This is a genomic window from Pseudarthrobacter sp. GQ63, from assembly GCF_059758765.1.
In genome coordinates, this window is sequence record NZ_JCAXEF010000021.1 from 1 (window position 1) to 26,338 (window position 26,338).

19 protein-coding genes are annotated in these 26,338 nt (G+C 66.8%); 9 read left to right on the plus strand and 10 right to left on the minus strand.

From position 1 onward, the window contains the following. Positions 1 to 665 (minus strand): lipoyl(octanoyl) transferase LipB (gene lipB / locus AC6CHP_RS19995; protein ID WP_498231843.1); only part of this gene is annotated, 665 nt, incomplete at its 3' end. 163 nt (positions 666 to 828) lie between these two features. On the opposite strand from lipB, the gene AC6CHP_RS20000 reads away from it, so the two are divergent. Further along, the gene (locus AC6CHP_RS20000) at positions 829 to 2,793 is read left to right on the plus strand and encodes a serine/threonine-protein kinase (protein WP_498231845.1); all 1,965 of its coding nucleotides are present in this window, start codon (positions 829 to 831) and stop codon (positions 2,791 to 2,793) included. Positions 2,794 to 2,800: 7 nt separating this feature from the next. Here AC6CHP_RS20000 and AC6CHP_RS20005 read toward each other — a convergent pair whose 3' ends face one another. Then, a complete protein-coding gene (locus tag AC6CHP_RS20005) occupies positions 2,801 to 3,694 on the minus strand; it encodes a TIGR01777 family oxidoreductase (RefSeq protein WP_498231847.1) in 894 nt (297 codons plus the stop codon). Between the two features lie 73 nt (positions 3,695 to 3,767). Here AC6CHP_RS20005 and AC6CHP_RS20010 point away from each other — a divergent pair, with 73 nt between their 5' ends. After that, a complete protein-coding gene (locus AC6CHP_RS20010; RefSeq protein ID WP_498231849.1) occupies positions 3,768 to 7,301 on the plus strand; it encodes a S41 family peptidase in 3,534 nt (1,177 codons plus the stop codon). 97 nt (positions 7,302 to 7,398) lie between these two features. On the opposite strand, the gene AC6CHP_RS20015 is transcribed toward AC6CHP_RS20010, so the two are convergent. The 5 genes from AC6CHP_RS20015 to AC6CHP_RS20035 form a co-directional block, all read right to left on the minus strand. Then, entirely contained in the window at positions 7,399 to 7,827 is a 429-nt protein-coding gene (locus tag AC6CHP_RS20015; protein WP_498231851.1) for an OsmC family protein, read from the minus strand. 188 nt (positions 7,828 to 8,015) lie between these two features. After that, a complete protein-coding gene (locus AC6CHP_RS20020; protein WP_066275205.1) occupies positions 8,016 to 8,366 on the minus strand; it encodes a hypothetical protein in 351 nt (116 codons plus the stop codon). A 182-nt stretch (positions 8,367 to 8,548) separates the two neighbouring features. Continuing rightward, the gene (sucB, locus tag AC6CHP_RS20025; RefSeq protein WP_498231853.1) at positions 8,549 to 10,321 is read right to left on the minus strand and encodes a 2-oxoglutarate dehydrogenase, E2 component, dihydrolipoamide succinyltransferase; all 1,773 of its coding nucleotides are present in this window, start codon (positions 10,319 to 10,321) and stop codon (positions 8,549 to 8,551) included. 113 nt (positions 10,322 to 10,434) lie between these two features. Next, the gene (gene lpdA, locus AC6CHP_RS20030) at positions 10,435 to 11,817 is read right to left on the minus strand and encodes a dihydrolipoyl dehydrogenase (RefSeq protein WP_188732218.1); all 1,383 of its coding nucleotides are present in this window, start codon (positions 11,815 to 11,817) and stop codon (positions 10,435 to 10,437) included. 259 nt (positions 11,818 to 12,076) lie between these two features. After that, positions 12,077 to 13,600, minus strand: a complete 1,524-nt coding sequence (locus AC6CHP_RS20035; protein ID WP_498231855.1) for a leucyl aminopeptidase — start codon at positions 13,598 to 13,600, stop codon at positions 12,077 to 12,079. 258 nt (positions 13,601 to 13,858) lie between these two features. Between AC6CHP_RS20035 and AC6CHP_RS20040 the strand changes: the two genes are divergently transcribed. The 4 genes from AC6CHP_RS20040 (at position 13,859) to AC6CHP_RS20055 (ending at position 19,119) form a co-directional block, all read left to right on the plus strand. After that, positions 13,859 to 14,797, plus strand: coding sequence for a proteasome assembly chaperone family protein (locus AC6CHP_RS20040; protein ID WP_188732216.1), 939 nt, complete (start codon positions 13,859 to 13,861; stop codon positions 14,795 to 14,797). 33 nt (positions 14,798 to 14,830) lie between these two features. Then, on the plus strand, positions 14,831 to 16,177 hold the full coding sequence (locus AC6CHP_RS20045) for an MFS transporter (protein ID WP_104187570.1): 1,347 nt from the start codon (positions 14,831 to 14,833) through the stop codon (positions 16,175 to 16,177). A gap of 83 nt (positions 16,178 to 16,260) precedes the next feature. Further along, positions 16,261 to 17,511, plus strand: a complete 1,251-nt coding sequence (locus AC6CHP_RS20050) for a DUF4192 domain-containing protein (RefSeq protein ID WP_498231857.1) — start codon at positions 16,261 to 16,263, stop codon at positions 17,509 to 17,511. A 303-nt stretch (positions 17,512 to 17,814) separates the two neighbouring features. Beyond that, on the plus strand, positions 17,815 to 19,119 hold the full coding sequence (locus AC6CHP_RS20055; RefSeq protein WP_498231859.1) for an RNA polymerase sigma factor: 1,305 nt from the start codon (positions 17,815 to 17,817) through the stop codon (positions 19,117 to 19,119). Positions 19,120 to 19,337: 218 nt separating this feature from the next. Here AC6CHP_RS20055 and AC6CHP_RS20060 read toward each other — a convergent pair whose 3' ends face one another. Beyond that, complete coding sequence (locus tag AC6CHP_RS20060; protein ID WP_013600696.1) at positions 19,338 to 19,559, minus strand: DUF7455 domain-containing protein; 222 nt, start codon at positions 19,557 to 19,559, stop codon at positions 19,338 to 19,340. Between the two features lie 256 nt (positions 19,560 to 19,815). Here AC6CHP_RS20060 and AC6CHP_RS20065 point away from each other — a divergent pair, with 256 nt between their 5' ends. Beyond that, positions 19,816 to 21,924 carry a DNA gyrase/topoisomerase IV subunit B gene (locus tag AC6CHP_RS20065; protein ID WP_188732214.1) on the plus strand — a complete coding sequence of 703 codons (2,109 nt, stop codon included), beginning with the start codon at positions 19,816 to 19,818 and terminating at the stop codon, positions 21,922 to 21,924. Positions 21,925 to 21,995: 71 nt separating this feature from the next. On the opposite strand, the gene AC6CHP_RS20070 is transcribed toward AC6CHP_RS20065, so the two are convergent. Together AC6CHP_RS20070 and AC6CHP_RS20075 are read right to left on the minus strand one after the other, a co-directional pair. Then, the gene (locus AC6CHP_RS20070) at positions 21,996 to 22,988 is read right to left on the minus strand and encodes a M56 family metallopeptidase (protein ID WP_188732213.1); all 993 of its coding nucleotides are present in this window, start codon (positions 22,986 to 22,988) and stop codon (positions 21,996 to 21,998) included. Between the two features lie 6 nt (positions 22,989 to 22,994). Next, on the minus strand, positions 22,995 to 23,381 hold the full coding sequence (locus AC6CHP_RS20075; protein ID WP_013600699.1) for a BlaI/MecI/CopY family transcriptional regulator: 387 nt from the start codon (positions 23,379 to 23,381) through the stop codon (positions 22,995 to 22,997). Positions 23,382 to 23,652: 271 nt separating this feature from the next. On the opposite strand from AC6CHP_RS20075, the gene AC6CHP_RS20080 reads away from it, so the two are divergent. Together AC6CHP_RS20080 and cydB are read left to right on the plus strand one after the other, a co-directional pair. Next, positions 23,653 to 25,257 (plus strand): cytochrome ubiquinol oxidase subunit I, encoded by a 1,605-nt coding sequence (locus AC6CHP_RS20080; RefSeq protein ID WP_498231873.1) that lies wholly within the window; start codon positions 23,653 to 23,655, stop codon positions 25,255 to 25,257. A gap of 31 nt (positions 25,258 to 25,288) precedes the next feature. Further along, the gene (gene cydB / locus AC6CHP_RS20085) at positions 25,289 to 26,338 is read left to right on the plus strand and encodes a cytochrome d ubiquinol oxidase subunit II (protein ID WP_188732212.1); all 1,050 of its coding nucleotides are present in this window, start codon (positions 25,289 to 25,291) and stop codon (positions 26,336 to 26,338) included.

A 26,338-nucleotide genomic window follows, 5' to 3' on the forward strand; every position in this document is an offset into this window, starting at 1 on the left:
CAGTAGTGCTCCTTCGGGGTAGCGACCAGGGCGTCTTCATTCTTGCGCAGTTCTTCAGTAATGCGGGACACGAGGTCAGCCGGGGCGACGTCACGGCCCGTTTCCTGGGCGATGGTTGTCACGCCGGCATCAGTGATGCCGCAGGCGATGATCTGGGAATAGGGGGCGAGATCGTTGTTGCAGTTGATGGCGAACCCGTGCATGGTGACGCCCTCATGTACCCGAATGCCTATGGCGGCGATCTTCCGGTCCGGGCCCTTGCTGTCCGCGGTGATCCAGACACCGGCCCTGCCCTTGATGCGGACAGCGGTGATGCCGTAATCTGCCAGCACCGCGATGATCACGGCTTCCAGGCGTTCCACGTAGTCGCGGATGCCTGCCCGGTTCTTCAGTTTGATGATGGGGTATCCCACCAGCTGGCCGGGACCGTGCCAGGTCAGTTTTCCGCCCCGGTCCACGGGGACCACCGGCGTGCCGTCGAAGGGCCGTTCATGATCTTCGGTCCGTTTGCCGGCGGTGTAGACCGCCGCGTGTTCCAGGAGGAGGACAGTGCTGGGGGCCACCCCCGCGACCACTTTGTCGTGGAGTTCGCTCTGGATCTGCCAGCCACGCGTGTAGTCGACAAAATCGGGAGCAAGACCCAGCTGTGAAAACTCAAGAGTCATGGCATCCAGCTTAGACGCCGCGGCGTCCCGTGCCCGGTTTAGTGCTTAAGCTCACCCGCCTGCCGGACGCCCGTCACACGGAGCCCCAGGCGGTGGCGGCACGCTGCCGCGGAGCCTGTGGATAACTTCTGCACGGCGAAGAGGATTCGGCTAGACATGTCGTATGGAAATTTCGCAGGTGCCCGAGGTGCCCGGCTTCGCCGTGGGACGGATGCTGGGCCGCGGAGGGAGCGCGACGGTCTGGCTGGGCAGGGAAGACCGGACCGGACGGGAGTTTGCCCTCAAGTGCTTCCACCCCGGCAAGGGCGGCCCAGCCGGTGGCGAACCGCTGACTGAGGACGCGGTCCGGCGCGAGGTCCGCATCCTGTCAGTCCTGGACCATCCGCACCTGGTCAAGGCATATGACGCCGTCCGGTTTCCAGGACAGCCGGAAGGCTGCACGGCCCTGGTGATGGATTATGCGCCGGGCGGGTCCCTGGCCGGCCTGGTGGCCAGCCGCGGAAAGTTGAGCGTTGGCGAAACGGTGACGGTGCTGACACCCATCGCCCAAGCGCTGGGATACCTGCACGGCAAGGGATTCACCCATGCGGACGTCTCGCCGGGAAACGTCCTGTTCACCGGACAGGGCAAGCCCTTGCTGTCCGACGTCGGCATCGCGCGGATGCTGGGCGACCCCGGCTGTGCTGCAGCGTCAGGAACACCGGGCTTCGTGGACCCGTCACCGGTGGACGCCGTGCGTGGGCTGCAGCCCGAACGGGATGTCTATTCGACGGCGGCGCTGGGCTGGTTCTGCCTCACAGGCCAGGCTCCGCCCAGGACCTCGGGCCGGCCGCCGCTGCCGCTCCTGGTCCCGGACGTTCCGCGGGAGCTGGCCGCTGCACTGGAAGCAGGCCTGAACGAGGACCGGCGTGCCCGGCCCACCGCCGCGGCGCTGGCAACGGCCGTCTACCGCAGCGCGTCGCCCCGGCCACTGGACCTCGCGTCCTCCGTCCATCCCACGGTGATTCCGGAGCTGTTGACCCGCCGGCAGGACGCGGCGGCGTCCCGGCCGGGGGCAGCTGCGGAAAAGTACAAGGCTGCAGGCAGGTGGATCGCCACTGCCAGGTGGTCCTGCCTGCCCTTCTCCGGCCTGTCTTTTGCTGGGCCGCGCATGCCGTTCCCACAGCCCGTGAACGAACGCCGCCCTTCCGGCGGGAAGCACGCCGGGCGAGCGGACGTTTGCAGCGCGCACGCTGGCCCTGCAGTTGTTGGCACAGCAGATGCCGGGCTGGCACGATCCAGCCCAGCAGATGCCGGCGCGGTACGATCCAGCCCAGCAAATGCCGGCACGGCACAACGCGGCCCAGCTCACCCCAGCAGGGGACGGCGCCGCTCGCCCCTGCAGCGGCGCGCGCCACTGGTGCGCGGCATCCTCCCTGCGGCCGCCGTGGTGGTGGCGGCCGCGGCATGGTGGCTTGCAGGGGCAGCAGAATTGCCGGTGAGGCCAGGTCCTACGCCGGAGTCCGTCACTGCCCGGGAGTCCGTCCTTGGTCAGGAACCCGACGGCGGACAGGGGCCAGATACTCCGGCGGGTGGGACTGCGGCACATGAAATTGCAGCAAGTGAAACTGCTGCCAGCCAAACGGCACAGGCCATCTCCGGCGCCCCCACCGAAAGTGGCGGAAGCGAGCAGGGAGCAGTGAAAGACAGCGGGGGCGGCAACAGTGGCGGCCCTGGGGCTGTCGCCAGGCAGCAGGCGCGGGCGTCGGACCCACTCCAGGCTGTCCAGGGCCTCGCTGCCTTGCGGGACCTGGCGTTCAGCACGGGAGAGTTCGGGCTGCTCGCCGAGGTGAATGCGGAAGGCTCGCCGGCAGCTGCAGCCGATGGGCGGACAGCCGAACGGCTTCGCGGCTCCGGCCACGTCCTCGCCGGGTTTTCCAGCACCCTTGCCGGGCTACATGTGGAGGACGGAGCCACTGCCACCCGCACCCTGGTGCAGGTGCGCTCCAGTTCCTCCGCCTATGAGGAGCAGGACGCAGGGGGTTCCGTCGTCGGGACGGGCCCGGCCACCACCAGCCGCCAGATCCGTCTGGTCCTCGTGGCCGTGGACGGCACGTGGCGCATCAGCGAAATCCTTCCAGGGGACTGATCCCCACCTAGTCCTTGCCGGCAACCCACTGGGCGGCCTGTGCCAGCGTGGGATGCTGCCACCTGAACCCGGCTTCCAGGAGCACCGCGGGTTCCATGCGCTGGCTGGAAAGCAGGAGTTCCTCCGCCAGATCACGCATCAGCAGCCGCAGCACAAAGGCGGGTACCCGCAGGGCTGCGGGCCGGTGCAGTGCATGGGCAATTTCCCCCACCAGGGTGCCCACGTCGGCCTGCTCGGGAGCGCACAGGTTCACTGGCCCGCTGACCCGTGACTCGAGCAGGAAGAGGAATGCCGCTGATACGTCCGGCAGGGTGACCCAGGGCCAGTACTGCCGGCCGCTCCCCAGTGGCCCGCCCAGACCCAGCCGGATCAGGGGCAGGAGCTTGCCCAGCGCCCCGCCTGAACGGCTGAGGACAACGCCTGTCCGCGTGGTCACCACCCGCACCCCCTCCGGGGCCGTACGGGCCGCGTCCTCCCACTCAACGCAGATCCGGGACAAGGTTCCCGATCCCGGCGGTGCGGACTCCCGAAGGACGGTGTTGCCGGCGTCGCCGTAGTAGTTCGAGCCGGACTGGCTGATAAAGACCGCCGGGGGGGAATCCAATTGCCGCATCGCCTGCGTGAGGGTCTGTGTTGCACCAACCCGCGAGCTGAACAGCTCCTCCACCCGTTTGCGGGTCCAGGGCCGGTCGCCGATGCCGGCGCCGGAAAGGTTAACCACGGCGTCCGCCCCGGCCAGCGCCTGCGGATCCAGGCCGCCGGCCGCGGGATCCCACCTGATCTCGGACGCGGAGGCGGGGTCCCCCCTGACCAGGGACACGACGTCGTGACCCGCCTTGGTGAAGGTTTCTGACATGGAAGTGCCGAGGAGCCCGGAGGCGCCGGCCATGACGATGCGCATGGTCCATCTCACCACGCCACAGCGCCGGCAGCACCTCCCGACAGGCCGCAGGAGGGTTGACTATGATCGAACGATGACCTTTTCCAGCTACTTCCGTTTCCCGCATCTGCACGGCGATCTGGTCACCTTCGTGGCCGAGGACGATGTGTGGATCGCGCCCCTGGGCGGCGGCCGCGCCTGGCGCGTCTCGGCACTCCAACTTCCCGCCCGCAACCCCCGCTTCACCCCCGACGGGAAGCGGCTGGTCTGGACGGTGGTCCAGGGAACGGCGCCGGAAGTGGTGTCGGCAGAAGTCGACGGCGGAGGGTACCGGCAGCTGACCTTCTTCGGCCACAGCACAACGCGGGTCAAGGGTTTCACTGCCAGCGGTTCAGTGGTGGTCACCAGCGCGTTCCGCCAGGCCGAAAGCAGGCACACACACGCCTACAGCGTCCCGCTGGAGGGCGGCTGGGCTGAGGAACTCCCGTACGGGCCGGTTGAGTCCGTGGCCTTTGGCCCGGAGGTGGGTGACGAACGGCCCGTGGTGGTGGGCAGCGTGCTGTCCCGCGAACCTGCCTGGTGGAAACGCTACCGCGGCGGCACCGCGGGAAAGCTGTGGATCGACGCCGACGGCAACGGAGAGTTTGAACGCCTTGTGCCGGAGCTTGACGGCAACCTCGCCGATCCCATGTGGGTGGACGGCCGGATCGCCTTCCTTTCGGACCACGAAGGCTACGGCAACCTGTATTCGGTCCTTCCCAGCGGAAAGGACCTGCGCCGGCACACGGACCACGAGGACTTCTACGTCCGGCATGCCGCCACTGACGGCAAACGCGTCATTTTCGAATCAGCGGGCGAGCTGTGGGTACTGCACGACCTCAGCTCCGACGCCGTTCGGCTGGACATCACCCTTGGCTCCGCCTCGCAGTCCAGGCGTCCTGCCCTGCTCAAGACCGCCAGGCACCTCGGTGCGGCAGTACCTGACACGACCGGCTCCGCCAGTGCAATAGAAGCCCACGGCACCATCCATTGGCTGCGCCACAAGGACGGACCGTCCCGCATCATCGAGGCGACGTCGGGTGTCCGCGCCCGCCTGCCCCGGCCCCTGGGGGACGGCCGGATCGCCTACCTTGCCGACCACGACAATGTGGAGGCGTTGTACATCAAGGACATCGCGGCTCCGGTGCCGCATGCCGGGATTGCCGGCACGGAACGGAGCGCGGGACCGGGTGCCGCCGCAGCCCCCAGCGCGGCGGACGTTACTGCGCCAGTGGCCGCAGGAAAAGAAGAGGCCGTAGTCCTGCCGCAGCCGGTCCCGGCTGCCGGTGCTGCCGCGCTGGCCGGGAACCCCGCGCTGGCCGGAAACGCCGTGCCTGCCCACGCCTCGGATGAGCAGGCCGACGTTGCTCCTGAAGCCGGCACCTCCGCCGCCGAAGCACAGGCGCTTCCGGCTGCAACCCGCATCGACTTTCCCCGTCCCTCGCGGGCCAGCGCCCTGGAAGCCAGTCCTGACGGGCAACGGCTCGCCCTCGGCACATCCTTCGGCGAGGTTTATGTGGCGGACACCCGCACAGGTGAACTGACGCTGGTGTCCAGCATTGGCGAGGGCACGGTTGCCGACCTCTCGTGGTCGGCGGACTCCCAGTGGCTCGTGTGGTCGGAGCCGGTCACGTCCTTCGGTTCCCGCAGCCGGCTGCGGATGGCCAACGTGGCAAAGCCGGGATCCGTCCCGGTGGATGTCACGGACGGCCGTTTCGGAGACAAATCCCCGGTCTTTACCCCGGACGGGAAGTTCCTGGCGTTCCTGTCGAACCGCAGCTTCGACCCGGTGTACGACGGACATTCCTTCGACCTCTCCTTCCCCAGCCCCATCAAGCCGTACCTTGTGGCACTCTCGGCGGACACGCCGTCGCCCTTTGGTCCCGCGGTGGACTCCGAAGCGGGGGAAGCTGCAGCCGCAGGGGGAGACGGACAGGGCCCGGACGGGGAAACATCAGCACCGGACGTCCGGGTGGACGCCGAGGGACTGGCGCACCGGGTCATCACCGTTCCCGTGCCGCAGGGGAACTACACCTCCCTGAAGGCAACTGAGGGAGCCCTGCTGTGGCTCGACTGGGCCCTCGCCGGGGTCACCGGCGACGGCAAGGCCAGCCAGGACGACAAGGATGCCCGGCCCAGCCTGGTCCGGTTCGACCTTGGACGGCGCAAGCAGACCACACTGGTGGACGCGCTGGACAGCTACCGCCTGTCAGGGGACCGCAGCAAGGTGGTGCTGGTCTCCGACAAGCAGGTCACCGTGGTTCCCGCCGATGCCAAGGCGGATGAGGAATCCGGGAAGCTGGTCAAGGTTGACCTCGGCCGGATCCGGGTCATGATGGAACCGCTCAGTGTGTGGGGCCAGGCCTTCGACGAGGCGTGGCGGCTGCAGCGCGACTTCTTCTGGACCGAGGACATGGCCGGCCAGGACTGGGAATCCATCCACAAGCGCTACCGTCCCCTGGTGGAGCGCCTGGGCTCCCACGATGACCTGGTGGACCTCCTGTGGGAACTGCACGGCGAACTGGGAACCTCGCACGCCTACGTCCGGCCGGCACTTGTCACGGAGAACGGCAGCCACGGCCAAGGCAGGCTGGGGGCCGACCTGGCCTACACGTCCGCCGGATGGGAAATCACGCGGATCCTTGCCGGCGAGTCCTCAGACCCGCTGGCGACGTCGCCCCTGACCCGGCCCGGCGTCGGCGGCAAGGCGGGGGACATCCTGCTCGCCATCGACGGCGTGCCGCTCTCGGAAAACGTCACCCCGGCCATGCAGCTTGTGGGAGCAGCAGGGCGTGCCGTCGAGCTGACCCTCCTGAACGGTGCCGCGCACGGAGCCGCAGCGGGCACCCAGCGCCGCGTCGCCGTCGTGCCCGTCAAGGACGAGGAGCGCCTCCGGTACCAGGAATGGGTGGCCTCAAACCGGCGTACCGTCCGTGAAGCGTCGGCAGGCACGTTCGGCTACCTCCACATCCCGGACATGATGGCGAACGGCTGGGCACAGCTGCACCGGGACCTTGACACCGAAACTGCCCTGGACGGACTGATCGTCGATGTCCGGCGCAACCGCGGCGGGCACACCTCGCAGCTGGTGGCAGAGCTCATTGGACGCAAGGTCACGGGCTGGAGCATGCCCCGCGGGGAAAAGCCGCGGACATACCCCCACCATGCGCCGCGCGGCCCGGTGATTATCCTTGCCGACGAGTTTGCCGGCTCAGACGGGGACATCATTACGCAGGTGTCCAAGCTGAGGGGGATCGGACCGGTCATCGGAACGCGCACCTGGGGCGGGGTTGTGGGCATCGACAACCGCTTCGCCCTGGCCGACGGCACCGGCGTGACGCAGCCGCGGTACGCCACCTGGTTCGGCGGCGGAGTGGGCTGGAGCGTGGAGAACTACGGTGTGGACCCGGACATCGAGGTCACGTTCCCGCCCCATGCCTACGCGGCGGGCCGGGACCCCCAGCTGGAGTACGGCATCGGCGCGCTGAAGGAAATGATCCAGGAACTGCCCACCGACCGTCCGCCGGCCCGCGAAGGCTACCGCCGGCTGCGTCCCGCTCCGCTGCCGGCACGCCGCCAGGGGAAGTAGCCCCGGCAGCAGAAGCCGCATCAGCAATAACCCGCAGCGCAGCAAAAAGCCCTGCCTGGCCGGAATGGCCAGGCAGGGCTTTTTTACTCTCGCCGGATCAGGACTCCAGGGCCGCATCCAGGGTGATGTCGATGCTGGCCAGGGCGCCGGACACGGGGCAGCCCACCTTGGCCTCGCCCGCGATCTTCTGGAACTCCTCCTCGGAAATGCCGGGGACCCGCGCTGACATGGTGAGGTGGCTGCCGGTGATTCCCGTGCCGGGAACAAACGTCACGTCTGCCTTGGTGCGGACTTCCTCCGGTGTGTGGCCCGCCTTATCGAGCTCGTTGCTGAAGGCCATGGAGAAGCACGCGGCGTGGGCTGCGGCGATGAGTTCCTCCGGGCTGGTCTTGCCGTTGGCCGCTTCAGTGCGGGCCTTCCAGGTGACATCGAACGTGCCCAGGCCCGAGGTGGCCAGGCTGGTGGTGCCGGCACCTTCCGTCAGGTTGCCGTGCCATACTGCGTTTGCTGAACGTGTTGCTGCCATGTTCACTCCTCAGATCGATGTGTACCGGGGCAGGCCGCTGCCTGGACCCCGCCGTGTCCCATCCTAGGGACAACACCCGCGGCATGCACCGGCTGTCCGCTGTCAGAGGATTATGACAAGGGCATGAGACGACGACGGCGACGCTCCCTCGGAAGGGAGCGTCGCCGTCGTGGTTTTAGCCTGGGGCCTTACTGCCAGAGCGTCGCAATGGCGATGTTCAGCAGCGCGAGTCCGCCTACGCCGTGCGCCAGGCCTGCGCTGATGTCCTCGCCCTTCTTGTACTTGCGGCGGCCGATGAAGGCGAGCACGCCAACCGCGAGGGCTACTGCGAACTTGATGCCGAGCTTGAAGTAGTTGGCGTCCATGTCCAGGGCCGGGATAAGCCCCATCAGGGCGACGCCGGTCAGCAGCTGGAGCATGGCGCCGTCGAACTGGCGGGGGTGGACGGTGGGCTTCTTCATCTGGCCGATCCAGATGCCGACGATCATGGCGGCGCCGACGATATGCAGGAAGACCACGATGTTATAGACGATGTTCATGGGACCAGTGTAGCCATTCGTTCTACCGGGCGTAGTAGCAGGGCGGGCGCGTGGTGCCCCGTCCGCCCTAGGTGCCGTGCGGGAGCCTGCCGGAGCACCGGAGCGTTAAACGACGACGGCGGCGCAGGCAGTCCGGGAGGTATCCCGCCGTTGCCTGCACCGCCGTCGTGTGCGTCCGGGTGTTACAGCCCCAGGTCCGCTTCGAAGGCGCCTTCTTCAAGGCGTGCCTTCAGGGTCTGGAGGAAACGGCCGGCGTCCGCGCCGTCCACCAGGCGGTGGTCGTACGTCAGGGACAGGTACATCATGGAGCGGATGGCGATCGAATCGTCACCGTTCTCATCGGCCACCACCACGGCGCGCTTGACGATGGCGCCGGTGCCGAGGATGCCCACCTGCGGCTGGTTGATGATCGGGGTGTCGAACAGGGCCCCGACCGAGCCGATGTTGGTGATGCTGAACGTGCCGCCGGACAGCTCGTCCGGGCCGATCTTGCCGTCGCGGGTGCGGCCGGCAACGTCGGCGATCTTGCCCGCCAGTCCCGCAAGGTTCAGGCTGCCGGCGTCGGAAATGACCGGAACCAGCAGGCCCTTGTCAGTGTCGACGGCGATCGCCAGGTGCTCGGCGTTGTGGTAGGTGATCTCCTGCTTGTCCTCATCGTAGGCAGCGTTCAGCTTGGGGTGCTGCTTGAGGGCCTCGGCGACAGCCTTGGCGATGAACGGCAGGAAGGTCAGCTTGACGCCGTTCTGTGCCTGGAAGGAGTTCTTGGCGCGGGCACGGAGCTTGGCGACCTTGGTCATATCCACTTCGTGGACCTGGGTCAGCTGAGTGGAGACCTCAAGGGACTCGCGCATGCGGCGGGCGATGACCTGGCGGATGCGCGGGGCCTTCTGGGTGGTGCCGCGCAGCGAGGAAGCGGCCTGGCCCGCGGATGCGGAGGCTGCCGGGGCGGACGCTGCCGGAGCTGCGGGCGCGGCGGCGGGAGCTGCCTTTGCCTCGGCTGCGGCGATGACGTCCTGCTTGCGGATGCGGCCGCCAACGCCGGTGCCGGAGAGGGAAGTGATGTCCACGCCGTGCTGGTTGGCGAGCTTCCGGACCAGGGGAGTCACATAGCCCGACTCGGATCCGCCTGCTGACGGGGCAGCCTCTTCGGACGCCGGTGCAGCAGCCTGGGGAGCGGGTGCAGCCTTGGGTGCGTCCTGCTTGGGCGCTTCCTGGGCGGGAGCGGCCTGCGGTGCGGGTGCTTCAGCCTTCGGTGCTTTGGCCTTGGGCTCTTCCTTGGCCGGTGCCTCGGTGGAGGGGGCTTCGGCCGGGGCGGCAGCAGCGCCTGAACCGATAACGGCAAGGACGGATCCGACCTCTGCGGTCTCATCCTCGTTGACGCGGATCTCCTGGAGGGTACCGGCCACGGGGGAGGGAATTTCGGTGTCGACCTTGTCAGTGGAAACCTCCAGCAGGGGCTCGTCCACCTCCACGGCGTCGCCAACAGCCTTGAGCCAGCGGGTGACGGTACCTTCGGTGACACTCTCACCGAGGGCCGGCAGGGTGACGTCGTGGCTTTCGCCGCTGGCGGCCGGTGCCTCGGGTGCGGACTTTTCCTGCGCAGGTGCTTCTGCGGGAGCGGACGCCTCGGTGGAGGGGGCTTCGGCGGGAGCCGGCGCTTCCTCGGCAGCGGGGGCCTCTTCGGCGGGCGCCTCTTCGGCCGGTGCGCCGCCGCCGGAGCCGTCCCCGATGCGGACCAGGGGAGCGCCGACCTCGGCGGTCTCGTCCTCGGCCACCAGGATTTCCTCAATCACGCCAGCTACAGGAGAGGGGATTTCAGTGTCTACTTTGTCGGTGGAGACTTCGAGCAGCGGCTCGTCCACCTCTACCCGGTCACCTACCTGCTTGAGCCAGCGGGTGACGGTTCCTTCGGTGACGCTCTCACCGAGGGCGGGCAAGTTAACGGATTCAGACATGTCGTCCCCGTTCTCCTTATTGATCTTTAGTGCGGATGATTGCTGCCGTTTGGCCAGCCTAGTGCACCCGGCATTCCGTGCCGGGTGCACCAGGCCCTTGGGTGTTGGGGAGACTAGCCGTGAAGAGGCTTGCCGGCGAGTGCCATGTGGGCTTCGCCCAGGGACTCGTTCTGGGTGGGGTGGGCGTGAAGCAGCTGGGCCACATCCTCCGGGTACGCTTCCCAGTTGACGATCAGCTGGGCCTCGCCCACCTGCTCGCCCATGCGGGCGCCGATCATGTGGACGCCCACCACGGGGCCGTCCTTCTGCCGGACCAGCTTGACCAGGCCGGACGTGCCCAGGATGGAGCTCTTGCCGTTGCCCGCGAGGTTGTATTCCTGGGTCTGCACCTGGTCCTCGCCGAACTTCTCCTTGGCGGCCTTTTCGGTGTAGCCCACGGTGGCGATCTCCGGCTCGGAGTAGGTGACCTTGGGGATGTTGATGTCCTCGACGACCACGGGCTTCAGGCCGGCGATTTCCTCGGCCACGAAGATGCCCTGCTGGTAGCCGCGGTGCGCCAGCTGCACGCCGGGGACGATATCTCCCACCGCGTAGATGTTGCCGACGCCCGTGTGAAGGCGCTCGTTGGTGATCACGAAGCCGCGGTCAATGGTGATGCCCGCTTCCTCGTAACCGAGGTTGGCGGTGACGGGGCCGCGGCCCACGGCAACGAGCAGCAGGTCGGCTTCGAACGTCTTGCCGTCCACCAGGGTGACCTTGACGCCGTCGTCGTTCTGCTCGACGCCCTGGAAGAACACGCCGGTGGAGAACTTGATGCCGCGCTTCTTGAAGGCACGCTCGAAGTTCTTGACGATGGTGGCGTCCTCGTTGGGAACCAGCGAGGGCAGGCCCTCCACGATGGTGACGTCCACGCCGAAGGACTTCCACACAGAGGCAAACTCGACGCCGATGACGCCGCCGCCGAGGATGATGGCGCTCTTGGGGATGAAGTCCATGGTCAGGGCCTGGTCGGAGGTGATGACCTTGCCGCCGAGCTCCAGGCCGGGCAGGGTGCGCGAGTAGGAACCCGTGGCCAGGACGATGTTCTTGCCCTTGTACGCGGTACCGTTCACCACGACGGTGTCGGTGCCCTGGAGCTTGCCTTCGCCTTCGATGACGGTGATGCCCTTGGACTTGATGAGTCCCTGCAGGCCCTTGTACTTGCCGGCGATGATGCCGTCCTTGTACGCGTTGACGGCATTGATGTCGATGCTGTCAAGGGTGACGTTCACGCCGTACTTGGCGGAGTCGCGGGCGTGGTCTGCCAGCTCCGCGGAGTGCAGGAGGGCCTTGGTGGGGATGCAGCCGTTGTGGAGGCAGGTGCCGCCCAGCTTGGCCTTCTCCACGAGGCCGACGGTGAGGCCAAGCTGTACTGCCCGGAGCGCGGCGGCGTATCCGCCGCTGCCGCCACCGAGTACCAGGATGTCGAATTCTTGCGCAGTTGCCTGATCGGCCACTTAAACGCTCCCTCGCGTGAACGATGACGCGATCTGCGCGCATCATCTGGTCTTGGAACTTGCACTGCCGTGATTATGCCAGCAGGCCAATTCTCTTGCATTTGTGACTACCGTGGTTCACCTTAGCGAACCACTTATCCATGCTCCACCCTGGCACCACGATTGTGGAGCGCTTGTGTCGAGTGTCACGCGGCTTTGTGGCACAGGGATCACCGGTCCCGCAAAGCCGCGTAACAGCACGTCGGAGGCCGCCAAATGGTCAGGCGGCAGCCAGGATGTCCTCCACGTACGCCACCAGGGTCCGGACGGTGCAGCCCGTTCCCTGCTTGTGCGTGTAGCCGTACGGGCTCCCGTTATTAAAGGACGGCCCGGCGATGTCGATGTGGGCCCAGGGGATCTGTTCCCCGTCCTTGCCCTTACCCACGAACTCGCGGAGGAAAACGGCGGCGGTCATCATGCCGCCGTGGCGTTCGCCGATGTTGGCGAGGTCGGCGACCTGCGAATCCAGGCTGGGCCGCAGTTCCTCGGGCAGCGGCATGGGCCACACGAGTTCACCGGTCCGGTCCGCTGCCGCCTTGAGCGGGCCCGTCACGCTCTCGGATCCCATGACGCCGGCTGTCCGGTTGCCCAGGGCGATGAGCTGCGCCCCGGTGAGCGTGGCAACGTCGATGATGGCGTCCGGGTACTCGCGGCTCGCGGCAACGATTCCGTCGGCCATGACCAGCCGCCCCTCGGCGTCGGTGTTCAGGACCTCAACGGTCTTGCCGCCGAACATGGTGAGGACGTCAGCCGGGCGGGAGGCGGCGCCGGAGGGCATGTTCTCGGCGATGCAGAGCCAGGCGGTGGCCTTGACCGGCAGGCCGAGTCCCGCGAGCGCCAGGACAGTGTTAAGGACGACGGCGGCCCCCGCCATGTCGCTCTTCATGTCGCCCATGCCCAGCGCCGGCTTGATGGAAATGCCGCCGGTGTCGAACGTGATGCCCTTGCCGACCAGCGCGATCTTCGAGGTGGCCTTGGCAGGGGAGTACTCCACCTTCACCAGGCGGGGCTGGCGTGCCGACCCCTTGCCCACGCCCATGATGCCGCCGAAACCTTCCTTCTCAAGGCGCTTCTCGTCCCAGACGGTCACTTTGACGGGCAGCCCCTTGGCGAGGTCCTTCGCGGCGTCGGCGAAGGTTTCCGGGTAGAGGTGGCTGGGCGGCTGGTTGACCAGGGACCGGGTGGCGTTAACCGCCCTGCCGATCAGCGTGGCCCGCTTGAGGACTTCGTCCAGTTCCTTCTGGCCGGCCAGTTCAGTGAAGATCACGGCATTGCGGACGGGGTCCTTCAGGCCGTCCTTGGAGGACCGGAACTCGCTGAAGGAATAGGCGCCCAGCGCGGCACCTTCGGCTACGGCCTCGACGTCGGCGAGGGACGCCGTCGGGAATGCCAGGGCAACCGTGGCCAGGCCGGCGAGCTGGCGGACGGCGGAGCCTGCTGCCCGCCGCAGGGCTTCCCCTGCCAGTGGCTTCGAGGCTGATACCTTGCCCACCCCGGCGAGGACCAAAACGCCCGCGCCGGTCTCGGGAAGGCCCGGCAGGCGCACCAGCTGGTCCGCTGCGCCCGTAATGCCGAGGGCCTTCAGGGAATCGGCCAGCGCCTCGGCGGACCGGGCGGTCAGCGGGTTGTCCAGGAGGACGGGTCCGTCCGCACCCTGCCCCACACCTATGACGACGGCGTCACTGGGGCTTTTCTTCAGGTCCCGCGAGAGGGTACTAAGGTTGATTTCAGTATTCTTGACCACGCGGATCAGTCCTCGATTCTCGAAAGATGTTCGGGCAGGGGTGCATGTTCGGCGCTCTGCCATGGTTGCCCGGGTACCGCCGTTCGGAACGCAGTCCGGGTGCCTGCGGGCCCGTCTGGCAGGCCAGTTCCGATCGTAGCCCTTCCGTGTCTGAGCTGGTGAATCCCGTGAGAGCTGCGCCACAGCCGGCGCCGGAATGCCCGGCCGTCCCGGGGCGTTGTAAAGAATGTCCACCCGCACCTGTGAAAGGAACATGCCGTGCTTGAACGGATCTCCGGCTCCCTGCTGGACCCCGATGCGCTCTATGCGAGCAACATTGAGCTGTTCCACAGCCCTGAACTCCGCGGGCTGAACCTGGTGATGGGCTTTACCGGCTTCGCTGACGCAGGGCACGTGGTGAAGCAGATCAATGCCGAACTGCTGGACTCCCTCGACGCCGAGCCGGTGGCCGTTTTTGATGCGGACCAGCTTATTGACTACCGCTCGCGCCGGCCGCACCTGACGTTCGTGGAGGACCACCTCCAGGACTACCAGGAACCCCGGCTGGCCCTGTACCGGCTGATGGACGGGCTGGGAAAGCCTTTCCTGCTGCTGGCAGGCTTCGAACCGGACCTGCAGTGGGAGAGGTTCGCACGGGCCGTGGTGGGTATCGTGGAGAAACTCGACGTGAACCTGGTGACCTGGATCCACTCCATCCCCATGCCCGTTCCCCACACCAGGCCGGTGGGCGTGACAGTGCACGGCAACCGCCCTGACCTGATCGAGGGCATCTCCGTCTGGAAACCGACGGTGGAGGTCCCCGCCGCCGTGGGCCACATCCTGGAACTCCGCCTGGTGGAGGCAGGACGCAACGTTGCCGGTTACGTCATCCACGTGCCGCACTACCTGGCCGAGGCGGAATACCCCACCGCCGCCGTCGCAGGCCTTGAATATCTGGGCGCCGCCACATCCCTGATGCTCCCCTCGGACAGGCTCCGTGAGGCAGGGCGCGAGGTAGGCCGGCAGATCGCGGAACAGATCGACGCCTCCGAGGACGTCCAGCAGGTCGTGTCGCGGCTTGAGGCCCGCTACGACGAAAAGGCCGAGGGCACGGTCCGCCGGTCGCTCCTGGCGGACGAGAACGATGAGCTGCCCAACGCCGACGACCTGGGGGCTGCGGTGGAGGCGTACCTGGCCCGGGAGAACCCGGGCCAGTAAAGGCCGCGGCGGGCGCCCGGGCATAATGAAGTGGTGACTGCACCCCGCGCCTGGCTTATCTGGACCATCGGAATTTTCGGGTACCTGGTGGCCGTGGCGCAGCGCACGTCCTTTGGCGTGGTGGGACTGGAAGCCACCGAGAGGTTCCAGGCCAGCGCGTCAGCGATCTCCTTCTTCACCGTCCTTCAGCTCCTTGTCTATGCAGGACTGCAGATTCCCGTGGGGCTGCTGGTGGACAGGTTCGGCTCCCGTGCCATGATCGCCGGCGGTGCAGTCCTTATGGGCCTGGGCCAGCTGCAGCTCGCCTTCGCAGACAGCATTCCCGGGGGAGTTGCAGGCCGGGTCCTGGTGGGCGCCGGGGACGCCATGACATTCATCTCCGTGATCCGGCTGATTCCGCTCTGGTTCGCTCCTGCCCGGGTGCCGCTGGTGACGCAGCTGACGGGCATGTCCGGCCAGCTCGGCCAGCTGTTCAGCGTCATCCCCTTCGCCTTCGTCCTGCATCTCGCGGGCTGGACCCCGGCGTTCCTCATGCTTGCCGGGATGTCAGCGCTCGCCGTCGTCCTGACCCTGGTGCTGCTGCAGGACGTCCCGCCGGGAACCGCCCGCCCGCAGGCCCAGCAGGGGCTGCGGGCTACCGGGTCCTCGCTGGCCCGGGCCTGGCGCCAGCCGGGGACCCGCCTGGGGCTCTGGAGCCACTTCACCATCCAGTTCAGCGGTACCGTGTTCGCCATGACCTGGGGCTACCCGTTCCTGCTCTCCGGCCAGGGCCTGGACGCCGGAACGGTGGCGGCCCTGATGGCCCTCTACGTCGCCGCCGCGATGGCGGTGGGGCCCTTCATCGGACGCTTCGTCTCCCGCCACCCGTTGCGGCGTTCCACCATGGTCCTGCTCATCGCCGGCGCTACCGCGGCAGCGTGGGCCGCCGTCCTGCTGACCCCCGGCCGTGCCCCGCTGTGGCTGTTGGCCGGTCTTGTGGTGGTGCTCGCCGTCGGCGGGCCGGGGTCCATGATCGGCTTCGACTTTGCCCGCACCTTCAACCCTGCACACCGGATCGGGACGGCCACGGGCATCGTCAACGTGGGCGGGTTCATCGCCGCCCTGGTGGCGATCTTCCTGATCGGGCTCGTGCTGGACATCCTTTTTGCCAGCGGCTTTTCCCAGGGCGTCCTCTACGGCCTGGATCCCTTCCGGATCGCCCTGAGCGTCCAGTTCCTGCTGCTGGGGTTCGGGGCAGCAGCCATGCTCGTGTGCCGGCGCAAAGTGCGGCGGCAGATGGCCGCCCAGGGCGTGGTTGTGCCACCGCTGCGCAGCGCCCTGGCCCGCCAGCGGCGCGAAAACCTTGCACGGCGCCGCGGGTCCTCCCTCCCGGACGAGTGACACTGGTCCTCCACAGGCCTGGTTTCCGCACATAGCCGCTTTCCGGCCTTAACCGGCGCCGGCGGGCGGCGGAAGCTGGAGCCATGACTTCTCCAGACCACCTGACAGTCCGCAGCCCGGAAGACATCCTGGGCTTCATTCCGCACTCACTCGGATACTGGCCGGCGCAGAGCCTTGTGGCGATGACCCTGCAGGGTACGAGGCTTGGCGCTACCCTCCGGCTGGACCTGCCGGGACGCGAGGTCCTGGCCGCACCGGCAAAATTCCTGCAGGCCGTCCTCCGCTACCTGGAAGCGGACAAGGAAGCTGACGGCACATTGCTGGCGTTCTTCACCAGCAACGGCAGCGCGTCGTCGCCGTCCCGGTACGACGGTCTGCTGGCCGGACTGGACTCCATGCTGGAAAGGGCCGGGATGCCAGTCCGGGAAGCCTGGTACGTCGGCGATGATTTCTGGCGGGAGGCCTGGTGCATGGATGTTTCATGCTGCCCGCTCCCTGGCCGGCCAGTGCAGCAGATCCGTGACAGCACCCTGAACGCCGAGATGGTGTACCGCGGAAGCAGCGTTGGCCCGCAGCCGGAGGAGCAGGCACCCCCGCTTCCGGTTTCAAGCCTCTATCTGGCTGCCGTCAGGGAGGCTGAAACCGCGTGGTCCGCGCAACTGGACCTTCGCCGGCCAAGCAGGCCGCAGTTCGACGCGGTCCTCAGGCTCTGGCGGGATCTGCTGAACAGCCCGAAGGGGGAAGCCTGGCTGCCCGAGGCGGATCGCGACGGATTCCTGCGGGCGTCGCTGCTGGTCCCCGCGTACCGGGATGCTGTCCTGATGATGGCGGCAGCCGGCACACAAGCTGCCGAAGCCGGTGCCGGGCAGTTGGGGCTCTTCGGGGATGAATGCCTGCTGGATCCTGTGGCTCCCCAGGAGGTCTTTCAGGGGACCGGGGCATCCGCGGGTGGGCTGCACGGCGGTGCGGCGCGGGGAGAACCGCCCCAGGAAGGACCGCCGGGTGCAGACATCCCAGGCTACGGGGACGTCCTGATGGGCGTGGCCCCTGCCGTCCCGGACTGGGAACGGCTCAACGCCCTGGACCTGGTCCTCGGGCGGCTTGCCGCAGCCGGCGGCCGGGCGGCGGCTGCATCGTTCACGGGAAGGGGCTGGATTGCCTGGTGCCGCGGCCGCGGCTCCTACTCGGCGGCCTATCTCCGGCAGGCCCTTGACGCAGAACCCGGGTACCGCCTCGCGGAACTGCTGCTGGAACTGGTCCGGCGCGGAACACTCTGCGGCTGGGCGGCACGGAAGGAGGCTGCCTGGCAGCAGTTCGGTCCGGACGCGGCGTGAACGCTCCCGGGGGCCGGGGGAGCGGCGGCAGGCGGGGCTTGACGGCGGGGACACCCGGCGTGGGCGAATGACGGGGAGGCCCGATTCGGGGAAAACATGAGACAATGGAGGCCGAGACCCGGTTGGGTCCGTGTATTGAGCGCACAGTGGTGGACCCCGCGGGGAACATAACAGCGGCTCCGGCAGTTGTCTTAACAGACTCTGCAGGCCGTGGTGGCGCTTGGTTTTCACCACGGACTTGACAGGGTCATAGTGGTGTTGCCCGTATGGTGATTCCACAGACCACCGCTAGAAAGGTTTTCTGTGACCCCGTCTTCCACGAAGAAGGACCCCGCCGCCCAGGACGAACTGTCCGCCGAGGAGAAGCAGGCTGCGACCAACGCCAAGCGTGCAGCTACCCGGGCAGCCAACAAGGCGTTGGCCGGTGCGGCTGCAGCGGACGGCAAGCCCGAGCCCAAGAAGCGCGGCCCCAAGCCCGGTGCGAAGGCGGCAGCCGCAAAGTCCGCTGCCGGTGACACCGACGACGCCGAAGAAGTCGAGGAAGACCTCGACGACATCGTCCTCGAAGGACCTGAAGTCGTTGAGGAGGACGCCGAGGCTGATCCCGCCAAGGCAGTTGCCGGTTCCGGCAAGGGCTTCGTCTACTCGGACGCTGACGACGACGACGCGCCTGTCCAGCAGGTCATGTCCGCCGGAGCAACGGCCGACCCCGTCAAGGACTACCTGAAGCAAATCGGTAAGGTGGCACTGCTCAACGCCGAGCAGGAAGTGGACCTTGCCCTCCGGATCGAAGCCGGACTGTTCGCCGAAGAGAAGATCAACGCCGACGACGGTTCCATGGACCCGAAGTACAAGCGCGAGCTTGAATTCATCATCCATGACGGCAAGCGCGCCAAGAACCACCTCCTCGAAGCCAACCTCCGCCTGGTGGTCTCGCTGGCCAAGCGCTACACCGGACGCGGCATGCTCTTCCTGGACCTGATCCAGGAAGGCAACCTGGGCCTGATCCGTGCAGTGGAGAAGTTCGACTACACCAAAGGCTTCAAGTTCTCTACTTACGCCACCTGGTGGATCCGGCAGGCCATCACCCGCGCCATGGCGGACCAGGCCCGCACCATCCGTATTCCGGTCCACATGGTCGAAGTCATCAATAAGCTGGCACGCGTCCAGCGCCAGATGCTCCAGGACCTCGGCCGCGAACCTACGCCCGAAGAGCTCGCTCTTGAACTCGACATGACTCCCGAAAAGGTTGTCGAAGTCCAGAAGTACGGCCGTGAACCCATCTCGCTGCACACGCCCCTGGGCGAGGACGGCGACTCCGAGTTCGGTGACCTGATCGAGGACTCCGAGGCCGTGGTTCCCGCGGACGCCGTGAGCTTCACGCTCCTCCAGGAACAGCTGCACTCCGTCCTGGACACCCTGTCCGAGCGCGAAGCCGGGGTTGTGGCCATGCGCTTCGGCCTGACCGACGGACAGCCGAAGACTTTAGACGAAATCGGCAAGGTCTACGGAGTGACGCGTGAGCGCATCCGCCAGATCGAATCGAAGACGATGTCCAAGCTCCGCCACCCCTCGCGGTCGCAGGTGCTCCGGGACTACCTCGACTAACAGCAGGATGAGCTGGAAAAGCGGCCCGCCGGCTGCCGTGCCCCTCGCGGGCGTGGCAGCGGGCGGGCCGCTTTTCAGTTCCAGCCAGAATGCGCGGGCAAAGGGACTGGCCGGCCGGAGCTGTGCCCTCTAACGCCGGGGCGGGGCCTAAAAAGAAGGACGCGGCTTAAAAGAATTGGGACCCCACCTTCCGGTGGGGTCCCAACAGCTTGGGGAAGCTAGTCGATTTCTACGGCTGCCTTCTCATGAAGCTTGCCTGTCTCATCGTGCCAGTCGGAGCTCAAGGGCTTCAGAGTCGCCTCGACTGCGCGGGCATGGTGGCCGCAGAACAGCAGCTCACCGCCGGAGGACTCCAATACAACCCGGACATAGGCCTGAGCTCCGCAACGGTCGCACCGGTCCAGTGCATTGAGTGTGCGGTCTGCCACTGCTGTTGTCATGTCGGCCTCCTTAGTAGATCAGTACGTCTATATAACCAGCATTCGTAACAAAACCATCGCAAGGATGGGGCAAGTTCGCTGTGCGCGTATCCGCAATGTTGGCTCAAGAACGTCCAAGCAGCCTGCGCACGCCCTGACGTGGTGCGGTCCACACTCTCCGCCAGGTGTGGCAGCCGGACCGCGGGCGCCGCGCCGACTACCCTAGAGGAAGCGATCCCAGCCCGCTGATTTACGTCCCTGAAGGAGCTCACCACCAGTGGCACCAAGTTCTGATTACACTGCCCGGCACCTTTCTGTACTGGAGGGCCTTGAGGCCGTCCGCAAGCGCCCGGGCATGTACATCGGTTCCACCGACTCCCGCGGCCTCATGCACTGCCTCTGGGAAATCATCGACAACTCCGTCGACGAGGCGCTGGCCGGATTCGGCCACGACATCAAAATTATCCTGCACGCGGACAACTCCGTGGAGATCCACGACGACGGCCGCGGCATTCCCATCGACAAGGAACCCAAGACGGGCCTGACGGGCGTGGAGGTTGTCTTCACCAAACTGCACGCCGGCGGCAAGTTCGGGGGCGGCTCCTACACCGCCTCGGGCGGCCTGCACGGTGTGGGTGCGTCCGTGGTCAATGCCCTGTCCTCCCGCCTGGACGTCGAAGTGGACCGGGGCGGGAAAACCTACAAGATGTCGTTCCGCCGCGGCGAACCCGGGCGCTTCAAGGACACCGGTTCCAAAACGGACCCCGCCGCGCCCTTCACACCGTTCGTTGACGACTCGGTCCTGGACATCGCCGGCAAGGCCAAGCGCGGCGTCACGGGAACCCGGATCCGCTACTGGGCCGACCGGCAGATCTTCACCCCGGACGCCAAGTTCTCCTACGAGGAACTGGCCGCCCGCGCCCGGCAGACCTCCTTCCTGGTCCCGGGCCTCAAGCTGACCGTGCGGGATGAGCGGAGGGTTCCGGGTACCCCCGGCGAGGCGGGCGTCCACGAAGAGGTGTTCCACCATGACGGCGGCATCTCCGAATTCGTCGAATTCCTCGCCGCCGATCCGGCGGTCACGGACGTGTGGCGGCTGCATGGCTCCGGAAAGTTCAAGGAGACGGTCCCCGTCCTGGACGAGCGCGGGCACAGCCAGCTCGCCGAGGTGGAGCGCGACTGTGAAGTCGATGTCGCACTGCGCTGGGGGATCGGCTACGACAGCACGGTCCGCAGCTTCGTGAACATCATCTCCACGCCCAAGGGCGGAACCCACCAGTCCGGGTTTGAACAGGCCCTGGTAAAGACGTTCCGCAAGGCCGTGGAAAACAACGCCCGCAAGCTCAAGGCCGGCAACGACAAGATCGAAAAGGACGACATCTTCGCCGGGCTGACGGCTGTCCTGACGGTGCGGCTTGCGGAGCCGCAGTTCGAAGGCCAGACCAAGGAAATCCTGGGCACATCAGCCGTCCGCGCCATCGTTGCCAAAGTGGTAGAGCGGGAGATCAGCGCCAAGCTCAGCTCCGCGAACCGCAATGACAAGGCCCAGTCCGCCCTGCTGCTCGAAAAAATCGTCAACGAGATGAAGTCCCGCATCTCTGCCCGCGTGCACAAGGAGACCCAACGGCGCAAGAACGCGCTGGAAACCTCCTCCATGCCCACCAAGCTGGCCGACTGCCGCACGGACGACGTCGCACGCTCCGAACTGTTCATTGTGGAAGGCGATTCGGCGCTCGGAACCGCCAAGCTGGCCAGGTCCTCCGACTTCCAGGCGCTGCTGCCCATCCGCGGCAAGATCCTCAATGTCCAGAAGGCCTCGGTGGGGGACATGCTCTCCAATGCCGAGTGCGCCGCCCTGATCCAGGTGGTGGGGGCCGGGTCCGGGCGCAGCTTCGACCTCTCTGCCGCCCGCTACGGCAAGGTCATCCTGATGACTGACGCCGACGTGGACGGCGCCCACATCCGGACCCTGCTGCTGACCCTTTTCTTCCGCTACATGCGGCCCATGATCCTGGAGGGCCGGGTGTTCGCGGCGGTTCCGCCGCTGCACCGGGTGGAGGTCATCAACGCAGGCCAAAAAGCCAACGAGATGATCTACACCTACTCCGAGGCGGAGCTCCACGTCCTGCTGGCCCGCCTGGCCAAAGAGGGCAAGCGGTACAAAGAACCCATCCAGCGGTACAAGGGCCTGGGCGAAATGGACGCCGAGCAGCTGGCGGAAACCACCATGGACCCGCGGCACCGTACCCTGCGCAAGGTGGGGATCGAAAACGCGCAGCAGGCAGAGGAGATCTTCGACCTGCTGATGGGCTCGGATGTCTCCCCGCGCAAGGACTTCATCATTGCAGGCGCCGCCAGCCTGGACCGGGAACGCATCGACGCCTGACGGCAGAAGGCAGCGGGCAGCCGGCGGGTGCCGCAGGCGTCCGGGGATTTGGGGGAGGACGACGGCGGGACTCACCCCAGCAGGCCGGGCACCACCAGAAGCAGGGTAGGCAGGGCAAGGAGCAGTACGGATCCTGCCACGACCATGCTGCGGATGGGCGCCGGCAGCTCGGGCCGGGGCGAGAGCAGCCGGCTGACCCGTGAGGCGGTGGTCCGGGCGGAGTCCGCGCCGGACGTGCCGGCGGCGGAGTCAAGTCCGGAGAGCGCCAGGCTGGAAGCCTCCGGGCGGAGGTCCGCGCCGCCGCTGTTGCCGGCCGACCCGCTGGCCACAATGGCGATGGCCTTGATCAGCGTGGCCTTGCTTTCGGTCTTGAGCGCGACGTCGTCCGCCAGCATCTCGATCAGGGAGTTCACTGACTCCTGGGCGAGGCGGGTGGTTGGCAGCCAGGGCAGTGCCTGCCGCCAGGCGGCGAAAGCCCACAACAGCAGGTGGTGGCGCTGGCTGAGGTGGGCGTTCTCATGGATCAGGACGGCACGGAGTTCTGCGGGCTCAAGGGCCGCCATCAGGCCATCAGAGAGGACAGTCACGGACCGGGCGCCCCCGGGAAGGCAGTAAGCCACGGGGGAGTTGTGGCTGATGACCAGGGTTCCCGTCCCCTCAGCGGACGGTGAGGCCAACAGGGACAGCAGTTCGCGGTGCCGCCGCCGCTGGCGTTCAATCTTGTAGTAGGTCAGCAGAAGGGTGAACACCAGGTGGGCGGTGAGCAGCGCTGCGGCGGACAGGGCGAAAATATGCCAGAAGCCCAGGGCCGTGGTGGGGGCGTTGTACAGCACCATGCCGGCCAGCGCCCGCAGGCCTGCGATCAGGTTGTCCCCAATCGGTTCCAGGCCATACACGAGCATTGCGCCGATCATGGACAGCCCGCCGGCCAGCGCTATCGCCTGCCACAGGATCATGGCGGTAAAGGGTGAGCGGGCGGGCCACTGCGCTCTTGAGAGGAGGACAGGCACCGGCCAGGCCAGGACTATCGCAAGGACCGCCAGCAGGTACGAGGCCCAGAACATGGTCCGCTAGAGGTGGCCAAGCAGTTTGCGCAGAGTCTCGGCTTCACCCTCGGATACGGACCCGATAAAGCGGGCCAGCACGGCTTCGCGGTCCGGAGCCGACCCCAGCACCTCGTGCATCAGCTCGGCGGTGTGGTCCTCGCGGCTGGACACTGCCTGGTAGCGGTGCGGACGGGTGCCGCGTTCGCGCTCCACCAGCCCCTTCTTCTCCAGCCGGGACAACACGGTGAGCACAGTGGTCACGGCGAGTTCCTTGCCCTCGTGGCCGGCCGCGCCGCCCTGCCCGGCAGAGGTCTGCGCGAGCCTGTCCCGCAGCGTGTTGGCTGTGGCTGCTTCCTGGCCCGCCCAGAGCAGATCCATCACTGCCCGTTCCAGTTCACCAAGACTAGCCATTGCACTTTTCCTTTTTCTCCCCGCGCCACCGCCGCAGGGCGGAGGTGGCTGCATGCTGTGTTTGAACTACAACCTCCAATTTACCCGGTTTTCCCAAGACTTTCTACGTTGGGTAGAACACGCGGCCTGGCAGGGCCCTTGCCTGCCGTGCCGGGGAAGTAGAAGCTGGTTTTTACACCGCCGCCGCGGTTGTTCTACACTCGGTAGAAGTTGAGTTCTACAAAACGTAGAAGATCTGCATTCGCTGACACGAGGGACCGCCTTGGACGCTATGGACGCGCTGGAAATCGCACGCTGGCAATTCGGGATCACCACCGTTTACCACTTCATGATGGTCCCGCTGACCATCGGCCTTGGCCTGGTTGTCGCACTCATGCAGACGGCCTGGCACCGCACGGGCAATCCCGAATACCTCCGGATGACCAAGTTCTGGGGAAAGCTGTTCCTCATTAACTTCATCATGGGCGTAGCCACCGGCATCGTCCAGGAGTTCCAGTTCGGGATGGCCTGGAGTGAATACAGCCGGTTCGTGGGCGACGTCTTCGGCGCGCCCCTGGCCCTGGAAGCGCTGCTGGCGTTTTTCGTCGAATCCACCTTCCTGGGATTGTGGATCTTCGGGTGGAAGCAGCTCAAGCCCGGCATCCACCTGGCGTGCCTGTGGATCGCAGTGATCGGGTCGATTTTCTCCGCGTACTTCATCATCGTGGCCAACAGCTGGATGCAGCACCCCGTGGGCGTGGAGATGATCGACGGCCGGCCCGTTATGACCGACGCCTGGGCCGTCTTCACCAACAACACCGCGCTCGTTGCCGTTCCGCACACTGTCTTCGGAGCCCTCGCCGTTGCCGGCGGCTTCCTGCTGGGCATCGCCTGGTACCACCTGTGGCGCCGGCGGCGCGACGGCGTCGACACAGTCGGTGCCGACGGCAAGGTCATCCCGGGCGAATCTGCGGACATCCCCGGCCGGGACCGCGACGACCACAAAGTCTGGCTCCGGTCCCTGCGCATCGGTGCAGTGGTGGCCATGATCTCCTTCGCAGGCACCGCCCTCACCGGGGACCTCCAGGGCAAGCTGATGTTCGAACAGCAGCCCATGAAGATGGCCGCCGCGGAAGCCGCCTGCCATGACGGCACCGGGTTCTCCGTGCTGAGCATTGGCAACCTGGGTTCGCAGAACTGCGACGACATCGTTGCCCTCATTGAAGTCCCCGGCATCCTCTCCTACCTGGCAAAGGGCGACTTCACCACCGAAGTCCAGGGCGTCAACAGCCTCCTGCCGCAGTACAAGGAGGCCTACGGGACCCACCTGCCGGACAACCCCATCTACGGCGAACGCGCCGGCCAGGAAATCGACTACCTTCCCGTCATGGAGGTCACCTACTGGGGCTTCCGCATGATGATCGGCTTCGGCGGGCTCGCCGCCCTGGCAGCCCTCGTGGCGCTGTGGATCACCCGGAAGGGGACCGTCCCCGAATCCCGCTGGCTCATGCGGCTCGCGGTCTTCGGCATCCTGGCCCCCTTCGGCGCCAACGCGGCCGGCTGGATCTTCACCGAGATGGGCCGCCAGCCGTTCGTCGTCGCCCCCAACCCGGATCCCAGCGGCATCGACCAGGTGTTTATGTTCACGGCGGCCGCGGTATCACCAGGTGTCTCTGCCGGGGAGCTGCTGGCCTCGCTGGTCACCCTGACGGCGGTCTACGCAGTCCTGCTGGTGGTAGAAGTCAAGCTGCTGGTGAAATACATCCGCGGCGGAGTGGTCTCCGCCATGCCTGAGCTGGTCCATGCACCGGCCGACGAAAATGAGGACGCCACCCCCGGAACCGGTGGACCGGGCGGCGGCAAACCCGGCGACGACGTCCTGGCGTTCGCCTACTAAGCCGCGCACGAAGAGCAGAGGAAATACACACATGGAACTGCTGCCAACCGTCTGGTTCATCGCCATCGCGGTGCTGTGGACCGGGTACCTCTTCCTGGAGGGTTTCGACCTCGGCGTCGGGATGCTCATGAAGCTTTTCGCCCGCAACAACACGGAGCGCCGCGTCCTGCTCAACACCATCGGACCCGTCTGGGACGGCAATGAGGTATGGCTCCTGACGGCCGGCGGCGCCACGTTCGCCGCCTTCCCGCTCTGGTATGCCTCCCTGTTCTCGGCCCTTTACCTCCCTCTGCTGGTGGTGCTTGTTGCCCTGATTTTCCGGGCAGTGGCGTTCGAGTACCGGGGCAAGGTGGACACGGACCGGTGGCGTGCCCGCTGGGACTGGGCCATCGCGCTGGGATCCTTCTTCGCGGCCTTCGGCGTGGGTGCCGCGCTGGCGCTCACCACCACCGGCCTGCCGCTGAATGCCAATGGCGACCGCGAGGGAGGCCCGCTGGCCTGGTTCAGCGGATACGCCGTTCTGGGTGGCCTTGCCGTCGTGGGCTTCTCGCTGATCCACGCGCTGGCTTTCCTGGCCCTGAAGACCGACGGCGACGTGCGGCACCGGGCACGGACATGGTTCGTGCGCCTGCTGCCCGTCCTGCTCCTGCCCATCGCGGCGTGGGCACTGAGCATCCAGTTCCTGGAAGGGAAGCCCTGGACCTGGGCCCTCGTTGTGCTGGCTGTCGCCGCCGCCGCAGCAGCCTGGGTGTGGGCCCGCCGGGGAGCGGAAGGCAAGGCCTTTTCCGGGCTTGGTGCTTTCCTGGCACTGGGTTCGGCATCGATCTTTGCCGCGGTATTCCCGGTGGTGCTGCCCTCCACCCTCAACGAGGCCTTTGACCTCACCATCTCCAACGCGTCCTCCTCCGACTACACCCTGGGGCTCATGAGCATCGTGGCGGCCTTCGGCCTTCCCCTTGTCATCGCCTACCAGGCCTGGACCTATTGGGTGTTCCGCCGCCGGGTCAGTGCAGCGCACATCCCGGAGGCCCACAGCTTCCTGCCGGCCATCGCCGCCAGGGCTTTCACAACGAAGGGCTGA